18 protein-coding genes and 1 riboswitch are annotated in these 16,720 nt (G+C 63.9%); of the genes, 7 read left to right on the forward strand and 11 right to left on the reverse strand.

Going from position 1 to position 16,720, the window contains the following annotated elements:
• Together KVP70_RS27710 and KVP70_RS27715 are read left to right on the forward strand one after the other, a co-directional pair.
• On the forward strand, window positions 1-1,832 hold a 1,832-nt coding region (locus KVP70_RS27710), incomplete at its 5' end, for a PAS domain S-box protein (protein ID WP_217945635.1).
• An 86-nt stretch (window positions 1,833-1,918) separates the two neighbouring features.
• Window positions 1,919-2,326, forward strand: a complete 408-nt coding sequence (locus KVP70_RS27715) for a hypothetical protein (protein WP_217945636.1) — start codon at window positions 1,919-1,921, stop codon at window positions 2,324-2,326.
• Here KVP70_RS27715 and KVP70_RS27720 read toward each other — a convergent pair.
• Entirely contained in the window at window positions 2,256-3,185 is a 930-nt protein-coding gene (locus KVP70_RS27720) for a LysR family transcriptional regulator (RefSeq protein ID WP_217945637.1), read from the reverse strand. The two genes, KVP70_RS27715 and KVP70_RS27720, sit on opposite strands and share 71 nt — an antisense overlap.
• Window positions 3,186-3,278: 93 nt before the next feature.
• On the opposite strand from KVP70_RS27720, the gene KVP70_RS27725 reads away from it, so the two are divergent.
• Window positions 3,279-4,445 (forward strand): mandelate racemase/muconate lactonizing enzyme family protein, encoded by a 1,167-nt coding sequence (locus tag KVP70_RS27725; protein ID WP_217945638.1) that lies wholly within the window; start codon window positions 3,279-3,281, stop codon window positions 4,443-4,445.
• A 3-nt stretch (window positions 4,446-4,448) separates the two neighbouring features.
• On the opposite strand, the gene KVP70_RS27730 is transcribed toward KVP70_RS27725, so the two are convergent.
• Entirely contained in the window at window positions 4,449-5,438 is a 990-nt protein-coding gene (locus tag KVP70_RS27730) for a dipeptidase (RefSeq protein WP_217945639.1), read from the reverse strand.
• A gap of 92 nt (window positions 5,439-5,530) precedes the next feature.
• Between KVP70_RS27730 and KVP70_RS27735 the strand changes: the two genes are divergently transcribed.
• On the forward strand, window positions 5,531-5,896 hold the full coding sequence (locus tag KVP70_RS27735) for a hypothetical protein (protein ID WP_217945640.1): 366 nt from the start codon (window positions 5,531-5,533) through the stop codon (window positions 5,894-5,896).
• A gap of 42 nt (window positions 5,897-5,938) precedes the next feature.
• On the forward strand, window positions 5,939-7,192 hold the full coding sequence (locus tag KVP70_RS27740; protein ID WP_217945641.1) for a DEAD/DEAH box helicase: 1,254 nt from the start codon (window positions 5,939-5,941) through the stop codon (window positions 7,190-7,192).
• A 12-nt stretch (window positions 7,193-7,204) separates the two neighbouring features.
• Here the strand turns inward: KVP70_RS27740 and KVP70_RS27745 are convergent, their stop codons facing one another.
• Window positions 7,205-8,194 carry a GlxA family transcriptional regulator gene (locus tag KVP70_RS27745; protein WP_217945708.1) on the reverse strand — a complete coding sequence of 330 codons (990 nt, stop codon included), beginning with the start codon at window positions 8,192-8,194 and terminating at the stop codon, window positions 7,205-7,207.
• Window positions 8,195-8,301: 107 nt separating this feature from the next.
• Between KVP70_RS27745 and KVP70_RS27750 the strand changes: the two genes are divergently transcribed.
• The gene (locus tag KVP70_RS27750) at window positions 8,302-8,919 is read left to right on the forward strand and encodes a cysteine hydrolase family protein (protein WP_217945642.1); all 618 of its coding nucleotides are present in this window, start codon (window positions 8,302-8,304) and stop codon (window positions 8,917-8,919) included.
• Here the strand turns inward: KVP70_RS27750 and KVP70_RS27755 are convergent.
• From KVP70_RS27755 to KVP70_RS27780, 6 genes are read right to left on the reverse strand one after another with little or no spacing between them, the layout of a single operon-like run.
• On the reverse strand, window positions 8,916-9,266 hold the full coding sequence (locus KVP70_RS27755; RefSeq protein WP_217945643.1) for a translation initiation factor Sui1: 351 nt from the start codon (window positions 9,264-9,266) through the stop codon (window positions 8,916-8,918). The two genes, KVP70_RS27750 and KVP70_RS27755, sit on opposite strands and share 4 nt — an antisense overlap.
• Before the next feature lie 26 nt (window positions 9,267-9,292).
• The gene (locus tag KVP70_RS27760; RefSeq protein WP_217945644.1) at window positions 9,293-9,799 is read right to left on the reverse strand and encodes a DUF2867 domain-containing protein; all 507 of its coding nucleotides are present in this window, start codon (window positions 9,797-9,799) and stop codon (window positions 9,293-9,295) included.
• On the reverse strand, window positions 9,796-10,467 hold the full coding sequence (locus KVP70_RS27765) for a hypothetical protein (protein WP_217945645.1): 672 nt from the start codon (window positions 10,465-10,467) through the stop codon (window positions 9,796-9,798). The genes KVP70_RS27760 and KVP70_RS27765 overlap by 4 nt, the downstream gene beginning before the upstream one ends.
• Window positions 10,464-11,432 carry an MlaD family protein gene (locus tag KVP70_RS27770; protein WP_217945646.1) on the reverse strand — a complete coding sequence of 323 codons (969 nt, stop codon included), beginning with the start codon at window positions 11,430-11,432 and terminating at the stop codon, window positions 10,464-10,466. Before KVP70_RS27770 ends, KVP70_RS27765 begins: the two co-directional genes overlap by 4 nt.
• Before the next feature lie 13 nt (window positions 11,433-11,445).
• Complete coding sequence (locus tag KVP70_RS27775; RefSeq protein WP_217945647.1) at window positions 11,446-12,234, reverse strand: MlaE family ABC transporter permease; 789 nt, start codon at window positions 12,232-12,234, stop codon at window positions 11,446-11,448.
• A gap of 50 nt (window positions 12,235-12,284) precedes the next feature.
• A complete protein-coding gene (locus KVP70_RS27780; protein ID WP_217945648.1) occupies window positions 12,285-13,151 on the reverse strand; it encodes a LysR family transcriptional regulator in 867 nt (288 codons plus the stop codon).
• Window positions 13,152-13,260: 109 nt separating this feature from the next.
• Here KVP70_RS27780 and KVP70_RS27785 point away from each other — a divergent pair, with 109 nt between their 5' ends.
• Window positions 13,261-14,649, forward strand: a complete 1,389-nt coding sequence (locus KVP70_RS27785; RefSeq protein ID WP_217945649.1) for an MFS transporter — start codon at window positions 13,261-13,263, stop codon at window positions 14,647-14,649.
• Here KVP70_RS27785 and ribB read toward each other — a convergent pair.
• Together ribB and KVP70_RS27795 are read right to left on the reverse strand one after the other, a co-directional pair.
• Complete coding sequence (gene ribB / locus KVP70_RS27790) at window positions 14,646-15,308, reverse strand: 3,4-dihydroxy-2-butanone-4-phosphate synthase (protein ID WP_217945650.1); 663 nt, start codon at window positions 15,306-15,308, stop codon at window positions 14,646-14,648. The genes KVP70_RS27785 and ribB overlap by 4 nt on opposite strands.
• Window positions 15,309-15,404: 96 nt before the next feature.
• Window positions 15,405-15,546: riboswitch (FMN riboswitch) on the reverse strand.
• Window positions 15,547-15,658: 112 nt separating this feature from the next.
• Window positions 15,659-16,705 (reverse strand): RNA-guided endonuclease InsQ/TnpB family protein, encoded by a 1,047-nt coding sequence (locus tag KVP70_RS27795; RefSeq protein WP_217945709.1) that lies wholly within the window; start codon window positions 16,703-16,705, stop codon window positions 15,659-15,661.
• Window positions 16,706-16,720: the final 15 nt, after the last annotated feature.

Genomic DNA, 16,720 nt, shown 5'->3' on the forward strand with positions numbered 1-16,720 from the left:
CGATCACGCCGGGCTTCGAGGCGCTGGTGTTCAAGGCCTCGCGCGGCATCGAGGACATCTATGAGCTGACCTACATCCGCCAGGACGGCAGCCGCTTCCCGGCGATGGTGTCGGTGACGGCCCTGCGCGACGACAGCGAGCAGATCATCGGCTACCTGCTGATCGGCACCGACAACACCGTGCGCAAGCAGGTCGAGGCCGAACAGGCGGTGCTTGACCAGCGCCTGCGCGATCAGCAGTTCTACACCCGCTCGCTGATCGAGTCGAATATCGACGCGCTGATGGCCACCGACCCGCGCGGCATCATCACCGACGTCAACCAGCAGATGGAATCGCTGACCGGCTGCACCCGTGATGAACTGATCGGCGCGCCGTTCAAGAACTACTTCACCGATCCGGACCGGGCGCAAGCCGGCATTTCGCGCGTATTGCGCGAAGGCAAGCTCACCAACTATGAATTGACCGCGCTGTCGCGCGAAGGCTCCGAGACCGTGGTGTCGTTCAACGCCTCGACCTTCCACGACCGCGACCGCAAGCTGCAGGGGGTGTTCGCGGCGGCGCGCGACGTCACCGACCGCAAGCAGTTTGAGCACAGGCTGCAGGAAAACAATATCGAATTGGAAAGCGCCAAGGCGGCGGCGGAAATCGCCAACCTGGCCAAATCGGAATTCCTGTCGAACATGAGCCATGAATTGCGCACGCCACTGAACGCCGTGCTGGGCTTCGCGCAACTGATGGCGTCGGATGTCCCGCCGCCGTCCAGCGCGCAAAAAACCTCGATCGATCAGATCCTGCAGGCCGGCTGGTATCTGCTACGCCTGATTAACGAAATACTCGATTTGGCGATGATCGAATCGGGCAAGGTCAGCCTTTCCAAGGAGACGATGTCGCTCACCGAGGTGCTGCTCGATTGCAATGCCATGATGGCGCCTCAGGCGGAGCAACGTGGCATCGCCGTGAATTTCCCGAGCTTCGAGCATCCATTCTTCGTGCACGCGGACCGGACGCGGGTCAAGCAGGTCATCGTGAACCTGATGTCGAACGCCATCAAATACAATCGCCCCGGCGGCGCCGTGACGGTGAACTGCGGGTTTGAAGCAGACGGCCGCATACGCGTGAGCGTGATCGATACCGGCGTGGGCCTGCAGGCAGATAAACTGGCGCACCTGTTCCAGCCGTTTAACCGGCTGGGGCAGGAAGCCAGCACCGAAGAAGGCACCGGGATCGGACTGGTGGTGACCAAGAAATTGATCGAACTGATGGGCGGCAGCATCGGTGTCGACAGCGCCGTCGGCGTGGGCAGTGAATTCTGGTTCGAATTGTTGGCGGCGGAAGCGCCTGGCCTGGAAACGGAATTGCCGGGCGCAATGGCGGCCCGATGCGACGACCAGGTCGCCTGGAGCGACCTGGACCATCGCCGCACGCTACTGTACGTCGAGGATAATCCGGCCAATCTGGCGCTGGTGGGGCAGTTGATCGCACGACGGGACGATCTGCAATTGATGACCGCGGTGACGGGTCATCTCGGCATTTTGATGGCCAAGAAACATCTGCCCGATTTGATACTGATGGACATCAACCTGCCGGGAATGAGCGGCTACGGCGCGCTGAAAATGTTGCGCGACGATCCGGCAACCTCGCACATTCCGGTGATCGCCTTGTCGGCCAATGCCATGCCGCGGGACATAGAAAAAGGTATTGAAGCCGGGTTCTTCAATTATCTGACCAAGCCCATCATGGTGCGCGAGTTCATGGATGCGCTGGACGTCGCGCTCCAGCATTTCGCCGAGGTCAATGGGGTTGCCGACGTCAAAGCTGTTACTTCGGAGTAGGCCGCAAAGGGCCGGCTCCAAATATCAATTGACCTTGAAGTGTACTTCAGGCTTTAGCATGGCTCCACCATATTCCAGGAGACGCCATGCTCGCATCATCGACTTTCCGCAAAATTGTACTCGGCAGCGCCATCTACGATCTGATCGTGACGGCGCCTTTCGCCACGCCGTGGAGCTTCGCCTACGCCCGCACGCAACTGGACGACATCAACCGGTTGCTGGGCGGCGCAGCCTTGCCTGCGTTCGAACCGTTCCACGTGCTGTTCGCCTGCCTGCTCGGCAGCGTGGTGCTGGTGTGGTCGCTGCTGCGCATCAGCGACCCGCAGCAGCGCTTCGGCCGCTTCGACGGCTTGGCGCGGCTGCTGTTTTCGACCTGGATGACCTGGACGCTGGCCGTCACCGGCGCGCCGCTGCTTTGGCTGTTTATCGTGCCGGAGATGGCTTTTTGCGTGGCGCAGTGGCTGCCGGTACGCTCTCCGCCAGAAAGTCGATGAAGGCGCGCACGCGGGCCGGCTGTTGCTGGCGGCTCGGATAATAGACGTACAGGTCGGCCGAGGGCAGGGTGTAATCGGCCAGCACCACTTGCAGGCGGCCGCTGTCGAGGTACTTGGCGGCGTCCCACTCAGAGCGCAGCAGGATGCCGTGGCCGTCCAGCGCCCAGCCCAGCACCACGTCGCCGTCGTTGCTGGACAGGCTGCCGTGCACCTTCACCGTTTCGGTCTTGCGGCCTTTGCCCAGCTTCCATGTGCTGTGGGTGTCGTTGTTCTGGCGGTGCAGGATGCAGCGATGCTGGGCCAGGTCTTGCGGCAGGCGGGGCGCGCCATGGCGCTTCAGGTAGGCCGGCGAGGCGCACAGGAAGCGCTGGTTGGAGAGGATCTTGCGCGCGCCCAGCCGCGTATCGGGCAGTTCGCCGAAGCGGATGCCCAGGTCGTAGGCGTCTTCCACCAGGTTGATGGCGCGGTCGGTCAGTTGCAGCTGTACTTCCACATCGGGATAACGGCGCGAGAAGGCGGAAACCAGCGGCGCGATGGTGGTGCGGCCGAAGCCCAGCGTGGCGTTCACGCGCAGCAGGCCCTTGGGCGCGGCGCGGCTGCTCGATACGGATTCCTCCATGTCGCGGATGTCGCCGAGGATGCGCACGGCCTGTGACAGATAGGTCTCGCCCTCGCTGGTCAGGCTGGCGCGGCGGGTGGTGCGGTTCAGCAGCCGCACGCCGAGGCGCTGCTCCATCTGCATCAGGCGCTTGGTGACGGCGGGCGGCGTGATGCCCAACTCGCGCGCGGTGGCGGACAGGCTGCCCAGCTTCGCCAGCAGCACAAAGAAGGACAATTCGGAGACGATGTCATTATTCACTTGAAGTGTATAAAGGAGTAAATGTCAGTGAATTATACGACTGCTTTTCAAGAGTAAGCTTGCTTCCATTCTTAGCCCACTGGAGACAGCACAATGAAAATCATCGAGATCCGCGAAAAGACCATACCCATCAGTTCACCGATCCGCAACGCCTACATCGATTTCAGCAAGATGACCCTGAGCCTGGTGGCGGTGGTCACCGACGTGATCCGCGACGGCAAGCCTGTGGTGGGCTATGGCTTCAACTCCAACGGCCGCTATGGCCAGGGCATGCTGATGCGTGAGCGCTTCATCCCGCGCATCCTGGAGGCCGATCCGATCTCGCTGATGAACGACGCCGGCACCAACCTCGATCCGCACAAGGTGTGGGACTGCATGTACACCAACGAGAAACCGGGCGGCCACGGCGAACGCTCGGTGGCGATCGGCACCATCGATATGGCGATCTGGGATGCGGTGGCCAAGATCGAAGGCAAGCCCTTGTTCCAGCTGCTGGCGGACCGCTACGGCAACGGCACGCCGGACAAGAAGATCTTCGTCTACGCGGCGGGCGGCTACTACTATCCGGGCCAGAGCCACGATGCGCTGAAGGACGAGATGCGCAGCTACATCGATCGTGGCTACACGGTGGTGAAGAAGAAGATCGGCGGCGCCTCGCTGGACGAGGACCTGCGCCGCATCGATTCCATCCTCAGCGTGCTTGGCGACGGCCAGAAGCTGGCGGTGGACGCCAACGGCCGCTTCGACCTCGATACCGCCATTGCCTACGCCAAGGCCTTGTCGCAGTACGATCTGTTCTGGTACGAGGAGGCGGGCGATCCGCTGGACTTCGAACTGCAAGCCACGCTGCGCAACTACTACGACAAGCCGATGGCCACCGGCGAGAACCTGTTCTCGATGCAGGATGCGCGCAACCTGATACGCTACGGCGGCATGCGCGCGGACCGCGACTGGTTGCAGTTCGACTGCGCGTTGAGCTATGGCCTGGTCGAGTACCTGCGCACGCTGGACATGCTGCACGAGCATGGCTGGTCGCGCAAGCGCTGCATCCCGCACGGCGGCCACCAGATGTCGCTCAACATCGCGGCGGGGCTGGGCCTGGGCGGCAATGAGTCCTACCCGGACCTGTTCCAGCCGTTCGGCGGCTTCCCGGATGGCGTCCGGGTCGACAACGGCTACATCACGATGCCGGACCTGAACGGCATCGGCTTCGAGGGCAAGGCCAACCTGTATGCGGAGATGAAGGCGCTCAGCGCCTGATCGTCAGGCGGCCTTCAACAGCGCCTGCGGCTTGCTCCAGACCTGCTGCGCCACGCGCATCATGTTGCGGCCCATGACCAGTTCGGTCTCGCTGTCGGTCATGCCGACCTTGCGCAGCGCGGCGGCCAGCTGGCGCCAGACTTCCGGCGGCGTGAAGGTTGGCGGACGGCTGGCGCTGTAGCCGGCGGAGGCGGGCCACCAGTAGCCGGGGTCGAAATCGCCGGGCGGGGTGTCGTCCAGGCCTGGCTGCTGGAAGCAGATATCGAGGCCGATGCCGGCATGCGATACGCCCACCAGATCCGCGACGTAGGCCGCATGGCGCGCCACATCGTCGACGCCAGGATGCTCCTTGCCCAGGAACCACGACAGGCCGGACACGCACACCACGCCGCCCGTGGCAGCGCAGGCGCGGATCTGTTCATCGGTGACGTTGCGCCCATGCTGCACCAGCGCATACGGATTGGCGTGGCTGAAGATCACCGGCTGCGACGACGCGGCCATGATATCGAGGCTGCACAGCCGGCCCGTATGCGAACAGTCCATCAGGATGCCAGCGTCGTTCACGGCGTTCACCATGCTGTAGCCGAGCGGCGTCAGGCCGCGCGGCAGGTCGTGGCAGCCGTCGGCGACGTTGTTGTTGCGGTTGTAGGCGAAGTGGATCTGGCGCACGCCCAGCTGGGCGTACAGGGCGATCATCTCCGGCTGGTCGAGCAGCGGCATCGCGCCTTCCAGGTCGAAGCTGATGGCGATGCGGCCGTCGGCGGCGGCCTGGATCACGTCGTCCACGCTGGAAATGAGGACGTAGCGGTCCGGATCGGAGTCGATGGTGGCGCGGTAGCCGGCGATCACGGACATCACTTGCGAGATCGGGTTCATATCGCCGCCGACGTTGAGCGAGACGTAGTTCACCCCGGCGGCGTGCAGCCGCTGGACGGGCGTGAAGTCGGCCTGCGGATGTTGCGGCAGGCAAGCGTGGGCATCCCAATTGATCATGGTATTTTTCTTAACTAGATGAGCTATTTTTGCACGATAATGATCCGTCTGGCTAATTACGGGGTGAAATTCTTATGCGTGGATGTGTTGTATTGGCGTCGATTCTCATCGTATCAAGCGCATGGGCTGACGATGTGAAGAAGGATGCCTACCTCGACGCCGTCGTTGCGCCGGCTGCCGTGAAGGCGATGGAGGGCCACGTCGATCCGGCGCTGCGCAAGGCGGTCGCCGAGGCAATGGCGGCCGAGATCCCGCCGCAGTCCTTGCCGCGCGAGGTTGCGGTGTTCGGCGGCGGCGCCAGTCGCAGCAGCGATATCATGACCGCGGCCTTCAAGGAGGCGAAGGTGCCGGACTGCCTGCATTCGGAAGGACTGAAGCGGCAACCGACATTTTTCCTGACTGGCATTCTGGCGTTGCCGTTCATTCCGATCGCCAAGCTACGGGGGAAATGCATCTAGCATGCTTTATACTGTCGGCAAATTCACACTATGAAGGCCAACATGTCTTTTTCTTCGCTGGGCCTTGCTCCCTCACTGATTAACGCCGTCACCGAAATCGGTTACCAGGAGCCGACCGCCATCCAGAGCGCCGCCATTCCCGCCATTTTGCGCGGGGAGGACGTGCTGGGCGCGGCACAGACCGGGTCCGGCAAGACGGCCGCCTTCGCGCTGCCGCTGCTGCAATCGCTGCTGGACAACCGCAACGGCGCGCGCCAGCTGCATGGCCTGATCCTGGTGCCGACGCGCGAGCTGGCGGCGCAGGTGGGCGAGTCGATCCGCAAGCTGGTGGCGCATCTGCCGATGCAGGTCAAGGTGTCGATCGTGTTCGGCGGCGTGTCGATCAATCCTCAGATGATGGCGTTGCGCGGCGGCGTCGATATCGTGGTCGCCACGCCGGGCCGGCTGCTGGACCTGATCGACCACAATGCGCTGAAGATCTCGCGCACGGCGATGCTGGTGCTGGACGAGGCGGACCGCCTGCTGGACCTGGGCTTCAGCGAAGAATTGAACCGCATCCTGGAACTGCTGCCCAAGCAGCGCCAGAACCTGTTCTTCTCGGCGACCTTCCCGCCGGCGGTGCAGGCGCTGGCCGACGGCATGCTGCACCAGCCGACGCGCATCGAGGTGCTGTCCGAACCACTGAGCAAACCCGATATTGAGCAGCGCGCGATCATGGTCGATGTGCCGCGCCGGACCATGCTGCTCAAGCATCTGATCCAGGAGCACAAGTGGAGCAGGGTGCTGGTGTTCGTGGCGACCAAGTACGCGGCCGAGCATGTGGCCGATAAGCTGAACCGCAACGGCATCCGCGCCGGCGCCTTCCACGGTGAATTCAGCCAGGGCGCGCGCACCGAGGTGCTGGGCGATTTCAAGGCCAGCCGCCTGCAGGTGCTGGTGGCGACCGACGTGGCGGCGCGCGGTATCGACATCGCCCGCTTGCCGGCGGTGGTCAATTACGACCTGCCACGTTCGGCGGTGGACTACACGCACCGCATCGGCCGCACCGGCCGCGCGGGCGAGAGCGGCGTGGCGATCAGCTTCGTCAGCGCGGAAACGGAACAGCATTTCCGCCTGATCGAAAAGCGCCAGGAGATTCTGCTGCCGCGCGAGGAGATCGCCGGCTTCGAACCGGTGGAGACGCTGCCGCCGGTGGCCGCCGATTCGGTGACGGACACCGTCAACGGCGGCATCAAGGGCAAGCGCAAGAGCAAGAAGGACAAGCTGCGCGAAGCCGCCGCCGCAGCCGGGGAATAGGCTCCCGCGCCGTCAATCCAGTACGGAGGAGCGGTACAACTTGCGATACTCCGACGGCGAGGTCCGCAACGCCGCCCGGAAATGCTGGCGCAGCGACAGCGCGGAACCAAACCCCGCCTGCTGCGCCACCATCTCGATCGACACTTCGCTGCTCTCGAGCAGATGCTGGGCGTGGGCCAGCCGCTGGTTGAGCAGCCATTGCTTGACCGAGGTGCCGGTGGCCTGGCGGAAGTGGCGGGTGAAGTTCCTGCGGCTCATCAGGGCGCGTTCGGCCAGCGCGTCGATGCTGTGGTTCTGCGTCAGATCCTCTTCTACCCATGCCAGTACCTGCGCGAATCGGTCGTCGCTGCCGTTGACGGGCAGCGGACGCTCGATGAACTGCGCTTGTCCACCTTGGCGGTGCGGGGCGACCACCATCTGCCGCGCCACGCGAGTGGCGATCTCCGCTCCGCACAGCTGCCGCAGCAAGTGCAGGCAGCAGTCAAGACCCGCCGCCACGCCGGCCGAGGTGACCACTTTCCCTTCATCGACATACAGGACTTCACGGTCGACCCGGACCTTGGGGTAACGCTCGGCCATGATGTCGGCGTTGGCCCAGTGCGTGGTGGCCGTGTGGCCGTCCAGCAGGCCCGCTTCCGCCAGCGGGAACGCGCCTATGCACAGGCCAACTACCTGCGCGCCGCGCTGATGGGCCTTGCGCAAGGCTTGCAGCAGGCTGGCGGGCGCCGGGCGGCAGTCGGAATGCCACGACGGCAGGATGACGATATCCGCGCGGGCCAGGGCGGCAAGGCCGTGGGGCGCGACGATTTCGAAGCCGGCCGTCGTGGTCAGCGGCGCCCCCGGGTCTTCCGCGCACACCTTGACGTCGAAGGTGGCGCTCTCGCAGTCGGCGCGCTGGGCGCCAAATACCTGGCACGGCACCGACAGGTGAAAAGGGTTGATGCCGTCGAAGGCGATGACGGCGATGCGGAATTTCTGGATGGGCGAGGTGCGTGCGGACATGGCCTGATTATATCGCATGGTGGCCTTCGGGCCACTTTTGAATAACTGCACGGCGACGGACAATGTCACTCACCGGGCGCTTCCGCCTTATCCTACAGGAGAAAATCATGACCGCAACCCCACGCCGTGCCTTGATCGTGATCGACGTACAAAACGAGTACTTCACCGGCAAGATGAAGATTGAATATCCGCCGGTTGAGACCTCGCTGCCGAATATCGGCCGCGCCATGGACGCCGCGCGCGAGGCGGGCGTCCCCGTGGTGGTGGTGCAGCACGACGCGCCGGAAACCTCGCCGATCTTCGGCCTTGGCTCGGATGGCTGGAAGGTACATCCCGTGGTGGCACAGCGCGCGCACGACCATTTCATCAATAAGAAAATGGCGAGCGTGTTCACTGGCACGGACCTGGCCGAATGGATCAAGGAAAACGCCATCGATACGCTGACCATCGTCGGCTACATGACGCACAACTGCAATGCGTCCACCATCTACGAGGCGATGCATCGCGGCTTGCAAGTGGAAGTTCTGGAGGACGCCACCGGTGCGCTGCCGTACGAGAACGCGGCCGGCAAGGTTAGTGCGGAAGAAATCCACCGCGTGTTCAACACGGTGTTTCATTCCAACTTCGGCGCGGTGGTGAGCACCGAAACCTGGCAGGCCGCAGTGCGTGACGGCAGCAAGCTGGAACGCGACAATATCTACCTATCGAACCAGCGTACCCGCTAGCCGCCAGTGCGCTTGGGTTGGTGGCCTTGTTTTTTCAGGGCTTCCATCACTAGGTCGCAGTGGTCGCCCTGGATTTCGATGACGCCGTCCTTGACGGTGCCGCCGGAACCGCAGGCGCTGCGCAGTTGTTTGCCCAGCAGGGCGAGAGCGATGGCGTCCAGCGCCAGGCCCTTCACCAGCGTGACGGTCTTGCCGCCGCGGCCCTTCGATTCGCGCGACACGCGCACGACGCCGTCGCCGGCGGGCTTGGATTTGGCTGCGGCCTTGCAGCGGCAATCGGCGACCGGCTGCCCGCAATCGGGGCACATGCGGCCGGTTTCAGTGGAGTAGATGAGTCGGGTGTTCATGGGGCGAGATTCTAGCAGAAGCCGGCCTACAGAAAACGGGCGTTCCTCAGCGACGCGGGCACGATGAGCCGGTGCATGGGCGCTACAAACAGCATGTAGACCCGGCCCAGCAGGTTGTGGATGTGGACCACGGTGGTGACGGCGACTTTGTCCTGCGCTTTGCAAACGGAGACTTCGGCGCGCAGGTGCTTGTCGCTGTCGCCGAGGATGACTTCCTGTTCGCTCAGGTAGCGGATCGTGAAAATGCCGACACGGTCGCCGACGCGGTAGACAGCTGCCGGCTTGGCGGCATCGACGTCGCCAAGGCCACCAAGGTTTTTCAGTCCGAACAGGGCGACCACGCGATTACGCAGCGCCATCATGGTGTTGATCCATGCCGGCGTCCCGGCCACCACCTGCAAGTACAGCTCCAGCGCGGATTGCGATGTGGGTTTGATCGTTGTTTCGTAAGAGTCGTAGTAGTAGGCGCCGGCGAGGCGGCTGGCGATTTCACTGTTCGGAGGGACGTCGACGGCGGATATGGCGGTTGTCATAGTGGCTTCTCTGTTATCAGGTTGATACGGCGTTGGATGTGTTGGGCTTCCGCGGTGTCGCCTGCCTGCGTGGCGCGCATGGCCTGTACGCCCAGCCACGCCAGCAGTGGCCGGCGCCAGCCTTGGGCGGAGGCGGTGTCCACGGCGCCGCTGAGGATTTGCGGCGTGGCTTTGCCGGCGCGCAGCAGCACGCCGCTGGCCACCAGTTTGGAGAGCGGGTCGGCGATGGCTTGCGCGGCGCTGGCGGCGGCTGCGTCGCTGGACGCGGAGGCAACCGGTTGGTGCTGCGCCGGCAGCAGGGCGGCATCGGCGGTGGTGGCGCGGCCGGACAGGTAGGCGGCGTAGGCGCGGTCGGCCGGGCCGGCGTCTTGCGATAATTTATCGTAGCCGGTGCACTCCTCGAATACCAGCGACGCGACGCGGGCGGCGCAACGTATCAATTCGGCGCGTATCATCAGGTCGACCTTGCCGGTGCTGGCTAGCGCTTCGCGGGCGCGCTGGTACTCGGCCGCTTCCACGCGGGCGTTGCCGGACATGTAGGCGGCGGTCGAGCGTTCGATGGAGCTTTGCGCGTTCATTTGCCAGTCCGGCACCGGCGGGTTGTTGCCGCAGGCGGCCAGCAGGGCGGCTGCGATCAGCGTGGCGATCAGGGAGGTGATGGTCTTCATGGCAGCTTGATCTCCGTGTCGCGCTTGAACGGCCATTTGCGGTTGATCTCATTGACCAGTTGTTCGACCCGGCGCAAGCTGCTTTCCACCTCGTCGCGCAGCGTGCCCAGATCGGCCGTGGCTTCCTTGGCGTTGGCGCCGATGGCCTGCGCCTCTATCAGCACCGCGTCCATTTTCTTCAGGCTGTTGCGGGCGTCGGCCAGCAGGCCATTGAGCTGCACGATGGTCGCTTGCGCGTCCGTCATCACGCCTTGCTTGCCGAAGACTTGCGTGTCGGCGTGGCCGATCAGGCTATCGGCCTTGGTGGCCAGTGCGTTCACGGTGATCAGCAGCTTGTTGGCGCGCTCCGCCAGTTGCTGTGCGTTCTTGTCGTCGCCGGCGATCAGGCCCATGGCGCCGTTGGGGCCATTGAGCTTGCCGGTGACGCCCTGGACGTTGGCCAGGCTCGCCGCCAAGGCTGAGTTTTCCGCCGTCAGCGCGTTGAGGTTTTCCAGCAGGTCTTTGGCGGCGGCCAGCAGACGCGGAATCTCCGCGCCGGCGTCGCCGACCAGCAGCGCGCGGGCGGCGCCGTCTTCCAGCGGCGGATCGGTCGGAATGCCGCTGAAGGCGCGCAGCTTGGCGCCGCCCACCAGGCCGCGTTCCAGCGTGAAGATGCTGGAGCTGCGCAGCCAGTGCGCATCGTTGCGCGGCACGTCGACGATCACGCGCGCCTTGCCATCCTTGCCCAGTTCTATGCGGCGCACGCGGCCGATCGGGAAGCCTGCGAAGGTGACGTCCATGCCGACGCTGACGCCTTCCGAGTCGTCCGCCTGCAGCACCAGCGTCTGCGTTGATTCGAAGGCGCCGCGCGCGTACATCAGGTACAGCGCCGACCCGGCCACCAGCACCACCATCAGCACCAGCAGCAAAGCCGCCTTGAATTCCGCGTTGCGCACCGGCGCCGCTTCGTTTGTTGGTTCGGTCATTATTCCATTCCGCTCAGTAGTAGTTGCCCATCAACGAGGCGATTTCGATCAGCAGCATCACGGCGAACAGCCGCACCATGTCGTACAGGCCGTGCGTGACCTTGGCGCGATAGCTGGCGCCGAAGTAGTAGGAGGAGGCCATCGGTATCAATCCGACCGCAAAGCTGAAGAAGACGATCTTCAGCATCAGGATCAGCGCCACCGCCGGATTGAAGACCTGGCCGACCACCCGGGTGTAGCCGGGCAGCGCCCACGGCGTGAAGCCGTACAGCGACAGGTAGGCCAGGATCAGCGTCATGACGCAGCTGACGGCGGCCAGCATCCAGACGGCGAACACGCCGGCGGCCACGCGCGGGAAGAACTCCTGGTGCAGTTCGTCGTCGCTGGTGTTGTCGGCGTTGTTGCGGCCTTGCGAGAACTCCAGTCCCGCCGGCAAGGTGGTGCGCAGGGCGACGAAGGCGGCGGCGGTCAGCGGGATCAGTTCCAGCACCAGCACGCGTACCACCATCTCCAGCGCGAAGCGCGACAGGCCGTAGCTCTGCGACGTGACCACCACGATGCGGATCAGCACCAGGCTGACCAGCGCCGACAGCACGCCGTACCAGGCCAGGTTGGGCGCGGTGTCGCGCACGATGTGGCGCGCCAGCAGGTTGCGGTTGGCGCCGGCGTAGCTGGCGGGGCTCAAAGCCAGCGACAGCATCAGCACCGCGAACTGCAGCAGCCGCCACCACCTGTTCAGCAAGTTGACGGTCGCATGGATCGGGCGCTTCAGCGCAGACGGGATAGCTGCTTCTATGCTCATCTTGACATCTTAGCACCGCGACAGTGCCGGCGCATGTCCGCCACGGACGGCTATTCTTCGGCGAAGGTGGCGATGATGGCGTCGGCGGCGGCGCGCACGCGGGCGCTGCGACTCAGGTCGCTGTGCATCACCAGCCAGACATCGTAGTGGTCGACGCGCTCGGGCCAGATGCGGGTGAGCTGCGGATCGCCGTCGGCCATGTGGCAGGGCAGTTCGGCCACGCCCATGCCGCGCCGGGCGGCGTCCAGCATCACCATGCCGCTGTTGACTTCAATCGCCACGCGGGCGTTGGCGATCGGCTCCATGCACAGCTTCTCCATGTGACGCGGCGCCACCGAGCCTTGATAGACGACGATGTCGTGCCCCTGCATGCCGTTGCCCTGGACCGGCATGCCGCGTTCGGCCAGGTAGGCGGGCGTTGCGTACAGGGCCATGCTGCGGCGGGTCAGGTGGCGCGAGATCAGGTCGGGACTGGTGGGCTTGAGCGTCCGCACCGCCAGGTCGGCCTCGCGCCGGGTCAGGTTGGTGATCTCGGTGCTGGTGCTCAGGACGATGCGTATCTCCGGATGCATGGCGTGCAGGCGCTGCATGGCGCCCAGCACCGAGTGGCTGGCGATGGTGTCCGAGGTGTTGACGCGGACGATGCCGGACAGGCGATTGTCGATGCCTTGCATCTCGCGCTGGAATTGCAGGGCGGCGTGCTCCATCAATTCGGCGGCGGTGACGGCCAGTTCGCCGGCGGGCGTGGCCAGGTAGCCGGACGGCGTGCGCAGGAACAGGCGCGCGCCCAGCGATTTTTCCAGCGCGTTGAGGCGCCGGCCGACGGTGGCCTGGTCGATGTCGAGGGCGGCGGCGGCCGAGCGCAGCGTGCCTTTGCGGTAGATGGCCAGGAAAATCCTGGCGTTGTCCCAATCCATGCGGGTTTCCGGTGGTGATGCATTTTTGCATCGAGGTGCCGATATTATGCGTATTTACTGCATCATACAAGAAGGCTAACATCAATGCATACTCACTGAAGGATGCATCATGAATAACCCTGGCACCTTGGCGCCGGCAATCCAGCCGCGCCAGATTCCCGCCTTGCTGGTGTTGATGACACTGGCCATCGGCTTCGTGATGGCGATGATCGATGTCACCGCCGTCAATACCGCTTTGTCCGATATCTCGCTCAGCCTCGGTGTGCCGCTCACCGGCCTGGTGTGGGTGGTGGACGGGTATACGCTGACCTTCGCCGCGCTGCTGATGGCCGGCGGCGCGCTGGCCGACCGCTATGGCCCGAAAAACGTCTACCAGGGCGGCTTGAGCGTGTTCATTCTGGGTTCGGTGCTGTGCGCCGTGGCCCCCAGCGGCAATGCGTTGATCGCCGCGCGGCTGCTGCAAGGCGCGGGTGCGGCGCTGTTCATGCCGAGTTCACTGAGCCTGCTGACGCACGCTTATGAGGACCAAGCCACCCGCGCGCGCATGCTGGCCACGTGGTCGGCGATCGTCGGTTGTTCGTCGGCCTCCGGTCCGCTGGTGGGCGGCCTGCTGGTACACGAATTCGGCTGGCGCAGCGTGTTCTGGGTGAACGTGCCTATCGGCCTGCTTGGCATCGTGTTGACGCAGCTGGTGGCGCCTGCCACGCCGCGCATGGAACGGGCGCTGTCGATGCTGAGCCATCTGCTGGGCATGGCCGCGCTGGCGGCGTTGAGCTTTGTGCTGATCGAAGGCCCGGCGCTGGGCTGGGGCGCGGCGCCGGTGCTGGTCGCCTTTGTGGTGACCGTGGCCTCGGTTTTTCTGCTGGTGCGGCGCGAGCGCAGCGGCGCGCATCCCCTGTTGCCACGGGCGCTATTCGAAACGCCGGTGTTTGCCGCGGCCAACGGCGTGGGCTTCCTGATTAATTTTGCGGTGTTCGGCCAGTTGTTCCTGATCAGCCTATACATCCAGCAGTCCGGCGCCGATGCGCTGCACACCGGGCTGAAGCTGATACCGATGATGGCCGCCTTCGCGGTCGGCAACCTGATCTCGGGACGCATCGCGGCGCGGGTCGGCTCAAGGCCGCCTATGCTGCTTGGTTTGATGGTGGGACTGGGCATGGCCGTGCTGATGCTGATCGGCCTGACCCCGCAAACGCCATACTGGCTGCTGGCGCTGACGGCGGCGATTATGAACGTCGCCATCGGTGTCGCGATTCCGGGCATGACCACCACGGTGATGCTGGTGGCGGGCAAGGCGCACTCCAACAGCGCCGCCGCCGCGTTGAACGCCAATCGTCAGATCGGCGCCCTGGTCGGCGTGGCGATGATGGGCACCGTGATGCACATGGTGCCCGAGTGGGCGTGGCGTTTGCCGCTTGCGTTTAGCTTGATTTCTGCGGCTTACGCGGGCGCGCTAGTGCTGGTGTACCGCTACATCAAGCTGGGCAAGCCGGCTTAAACGCCGCGCGTGGTGCGCCATTCGATCATCTCGGCGATGGTCAGGATGGGCATGCCGTGCAGTTCGGCGAATTGCTCGATGTCGGCGCCGCGCATCATGGTGCCGTCGGGGTTCATCAACTCGCACAGCACGGCGGCCGGATTGAGGCCGGCCATGGTCGCCAGGTCCACCGAGCCTTCGGTGTGGCCTTTGCGGGCCAGCACGCCGCCGGGCGTGGCGCGCAGCGGGAAAACGTGGCCGGGATGGACCAGGTCACGCGGTTGCGCATCGGCCGCGATGGCGGTGCGGATGGTGGTGACGCGGTCCGCCGCCGAAACGCCGGTGGTCACACCGTCGCGCGCTTCGATCGACACCGTGAACGGCGTGCCGTAACGGCTGCCGTTGTCGGCGGCCATCATCGGCAGTTCCAGCGCGCGCACCTTGTCGGCGCTCAGGCAGAGGCAGACGATGCCGCTGCATTCGCGGATCATCATGGCCATCGATTGCACGGTGATTTTTTCGGCGGCGACGATCAGGTCCGCTTCGTTCTCGCGGTCGAAATCGTCGAGCAGGATCACGGGCACGCCGGCGCGCATGGCTTCCAGCGCCGCGGCGATGCGGCCTTCCAGATCGTCCGATACCAGGGAGTAGGGGGATACTGCGGATTGTTGGTCTAACATGTGAAACGCTCCTCGCAAATTGGCGAAAAACGCGACAGGGCAAGCGAATACGCGCGGCCCGCCACACCGATCGCTCGGGCAGGAGGCCGCGTCACCGCACATCTTCTTTCATCCGGACTATACCGTCGGCTTTGGAATCACACCAAATCTGCTGACCCTTCGTGAGAAGGCGCTCGCGGGCTTGGCCATTGCTGGCTTTACCGCCGGTGGGGAATCGCACCCCGCCCCGAAGACGTCGTTATATCCTGCCGGCTGGCAGGCGAGGAAGGATTCTAGCCCAAATTAAGAATTTCAGTGTAAGGTAGCTTTTTCCTTCTTATTTTTGCAACGGGTTTGACGTCCTCCCCGCCCTAAGGTACGGGGATTCCTGCTGCCAGCGTCGCACGTCCGCGACGGAGAATGTTTAACGCAGCATTAAGATCACGATCATGTTCAGCACCGCAATCACTGCATCGCCATGCTCTTACTCCAAGGTCTGCGATACCTTTCGGCCGCGAATCGGGCATCGCGCCACAATTCGAGCAGATCTGGGTGGTGAAACGTTCGTCTACTTCCTCGAACCAGGCGCCATGCTTAACAGCCTTGTACGCCAGTTGATTACGAAGGGACGACCAGCCTGCATCAAGAACAGATTTCGCCATGCTGGTTTTGGCGAGGGCGGCGGCATGGATATTGCCGACCACGATGTAGTCGAAATCGCGGACCAAGCGAATGGAAAGCTTGTGAAGAAAATCGTGGCGACGGTTGGCGATCTTGGCATGGATGGCCTTAACTCGTCGTCTCTTGCACGCACGCTGCGCCATCGCCAGCGTCGCTTCGGCCTCCCGGTAGATTTGCGGCGAGGCGATCTTGTCGCCGTTCGACAGCGTGGCGAAGTCCTTCAAGCCGAAATCAATGCCGATGGCGCACACCGGGACTCTCGCAGGTGGCTCCACCACTTCCAACGTAATGTTCAGGAACCAGTTGCCCCGGCGATCGCGGGAGAAGTTTGTACCATCGAGGATCTTACCTTCGGGGAGAGGGCGCGAATAAAACACCCGAAAGGTATTCCCGGCGAAGCGGAAGGCATTACCCTCGCGCTTCAGTTCACGGCCCTTGAGCGGCACCCAGCCCAGAGACTTGCGTCCCCGGTAGCGCAGATAGGGACGGTGCGACTGGGCGCGCGATTTGGCGTACTGCTGGCACACGTCGTTGACTGTACCGGAATGCAGACCAAGCTCCTTGCTGCAGCCGGTGGTCAACTTGATCAAATCGAAACCCGTATGCCAGCGGCGATTGAAACGCAACGCATCCTTCTGCCTTTCGTTGCAGTAGTTCCAGACGAAGTTGACCGTTCGCGACTGCTGGTTCAGCAGGCCGGTCTGCGACTTCACACGATAGCGGTATACCAGTTTCATGTTTGTTTGACCAAC

Origin of the sequence: Duganella violaceipulchra, from assembly GCF_019166075.1 — a bacterium.
In the GTDB taxonomy this organism is placed as follows: Bacteria; Pseudomonadota; Gammaproteobacteria; order Burkholderiales; family Burkholderiaceae_D; genus Rugamonas; species Rugamonas violaceipulchra.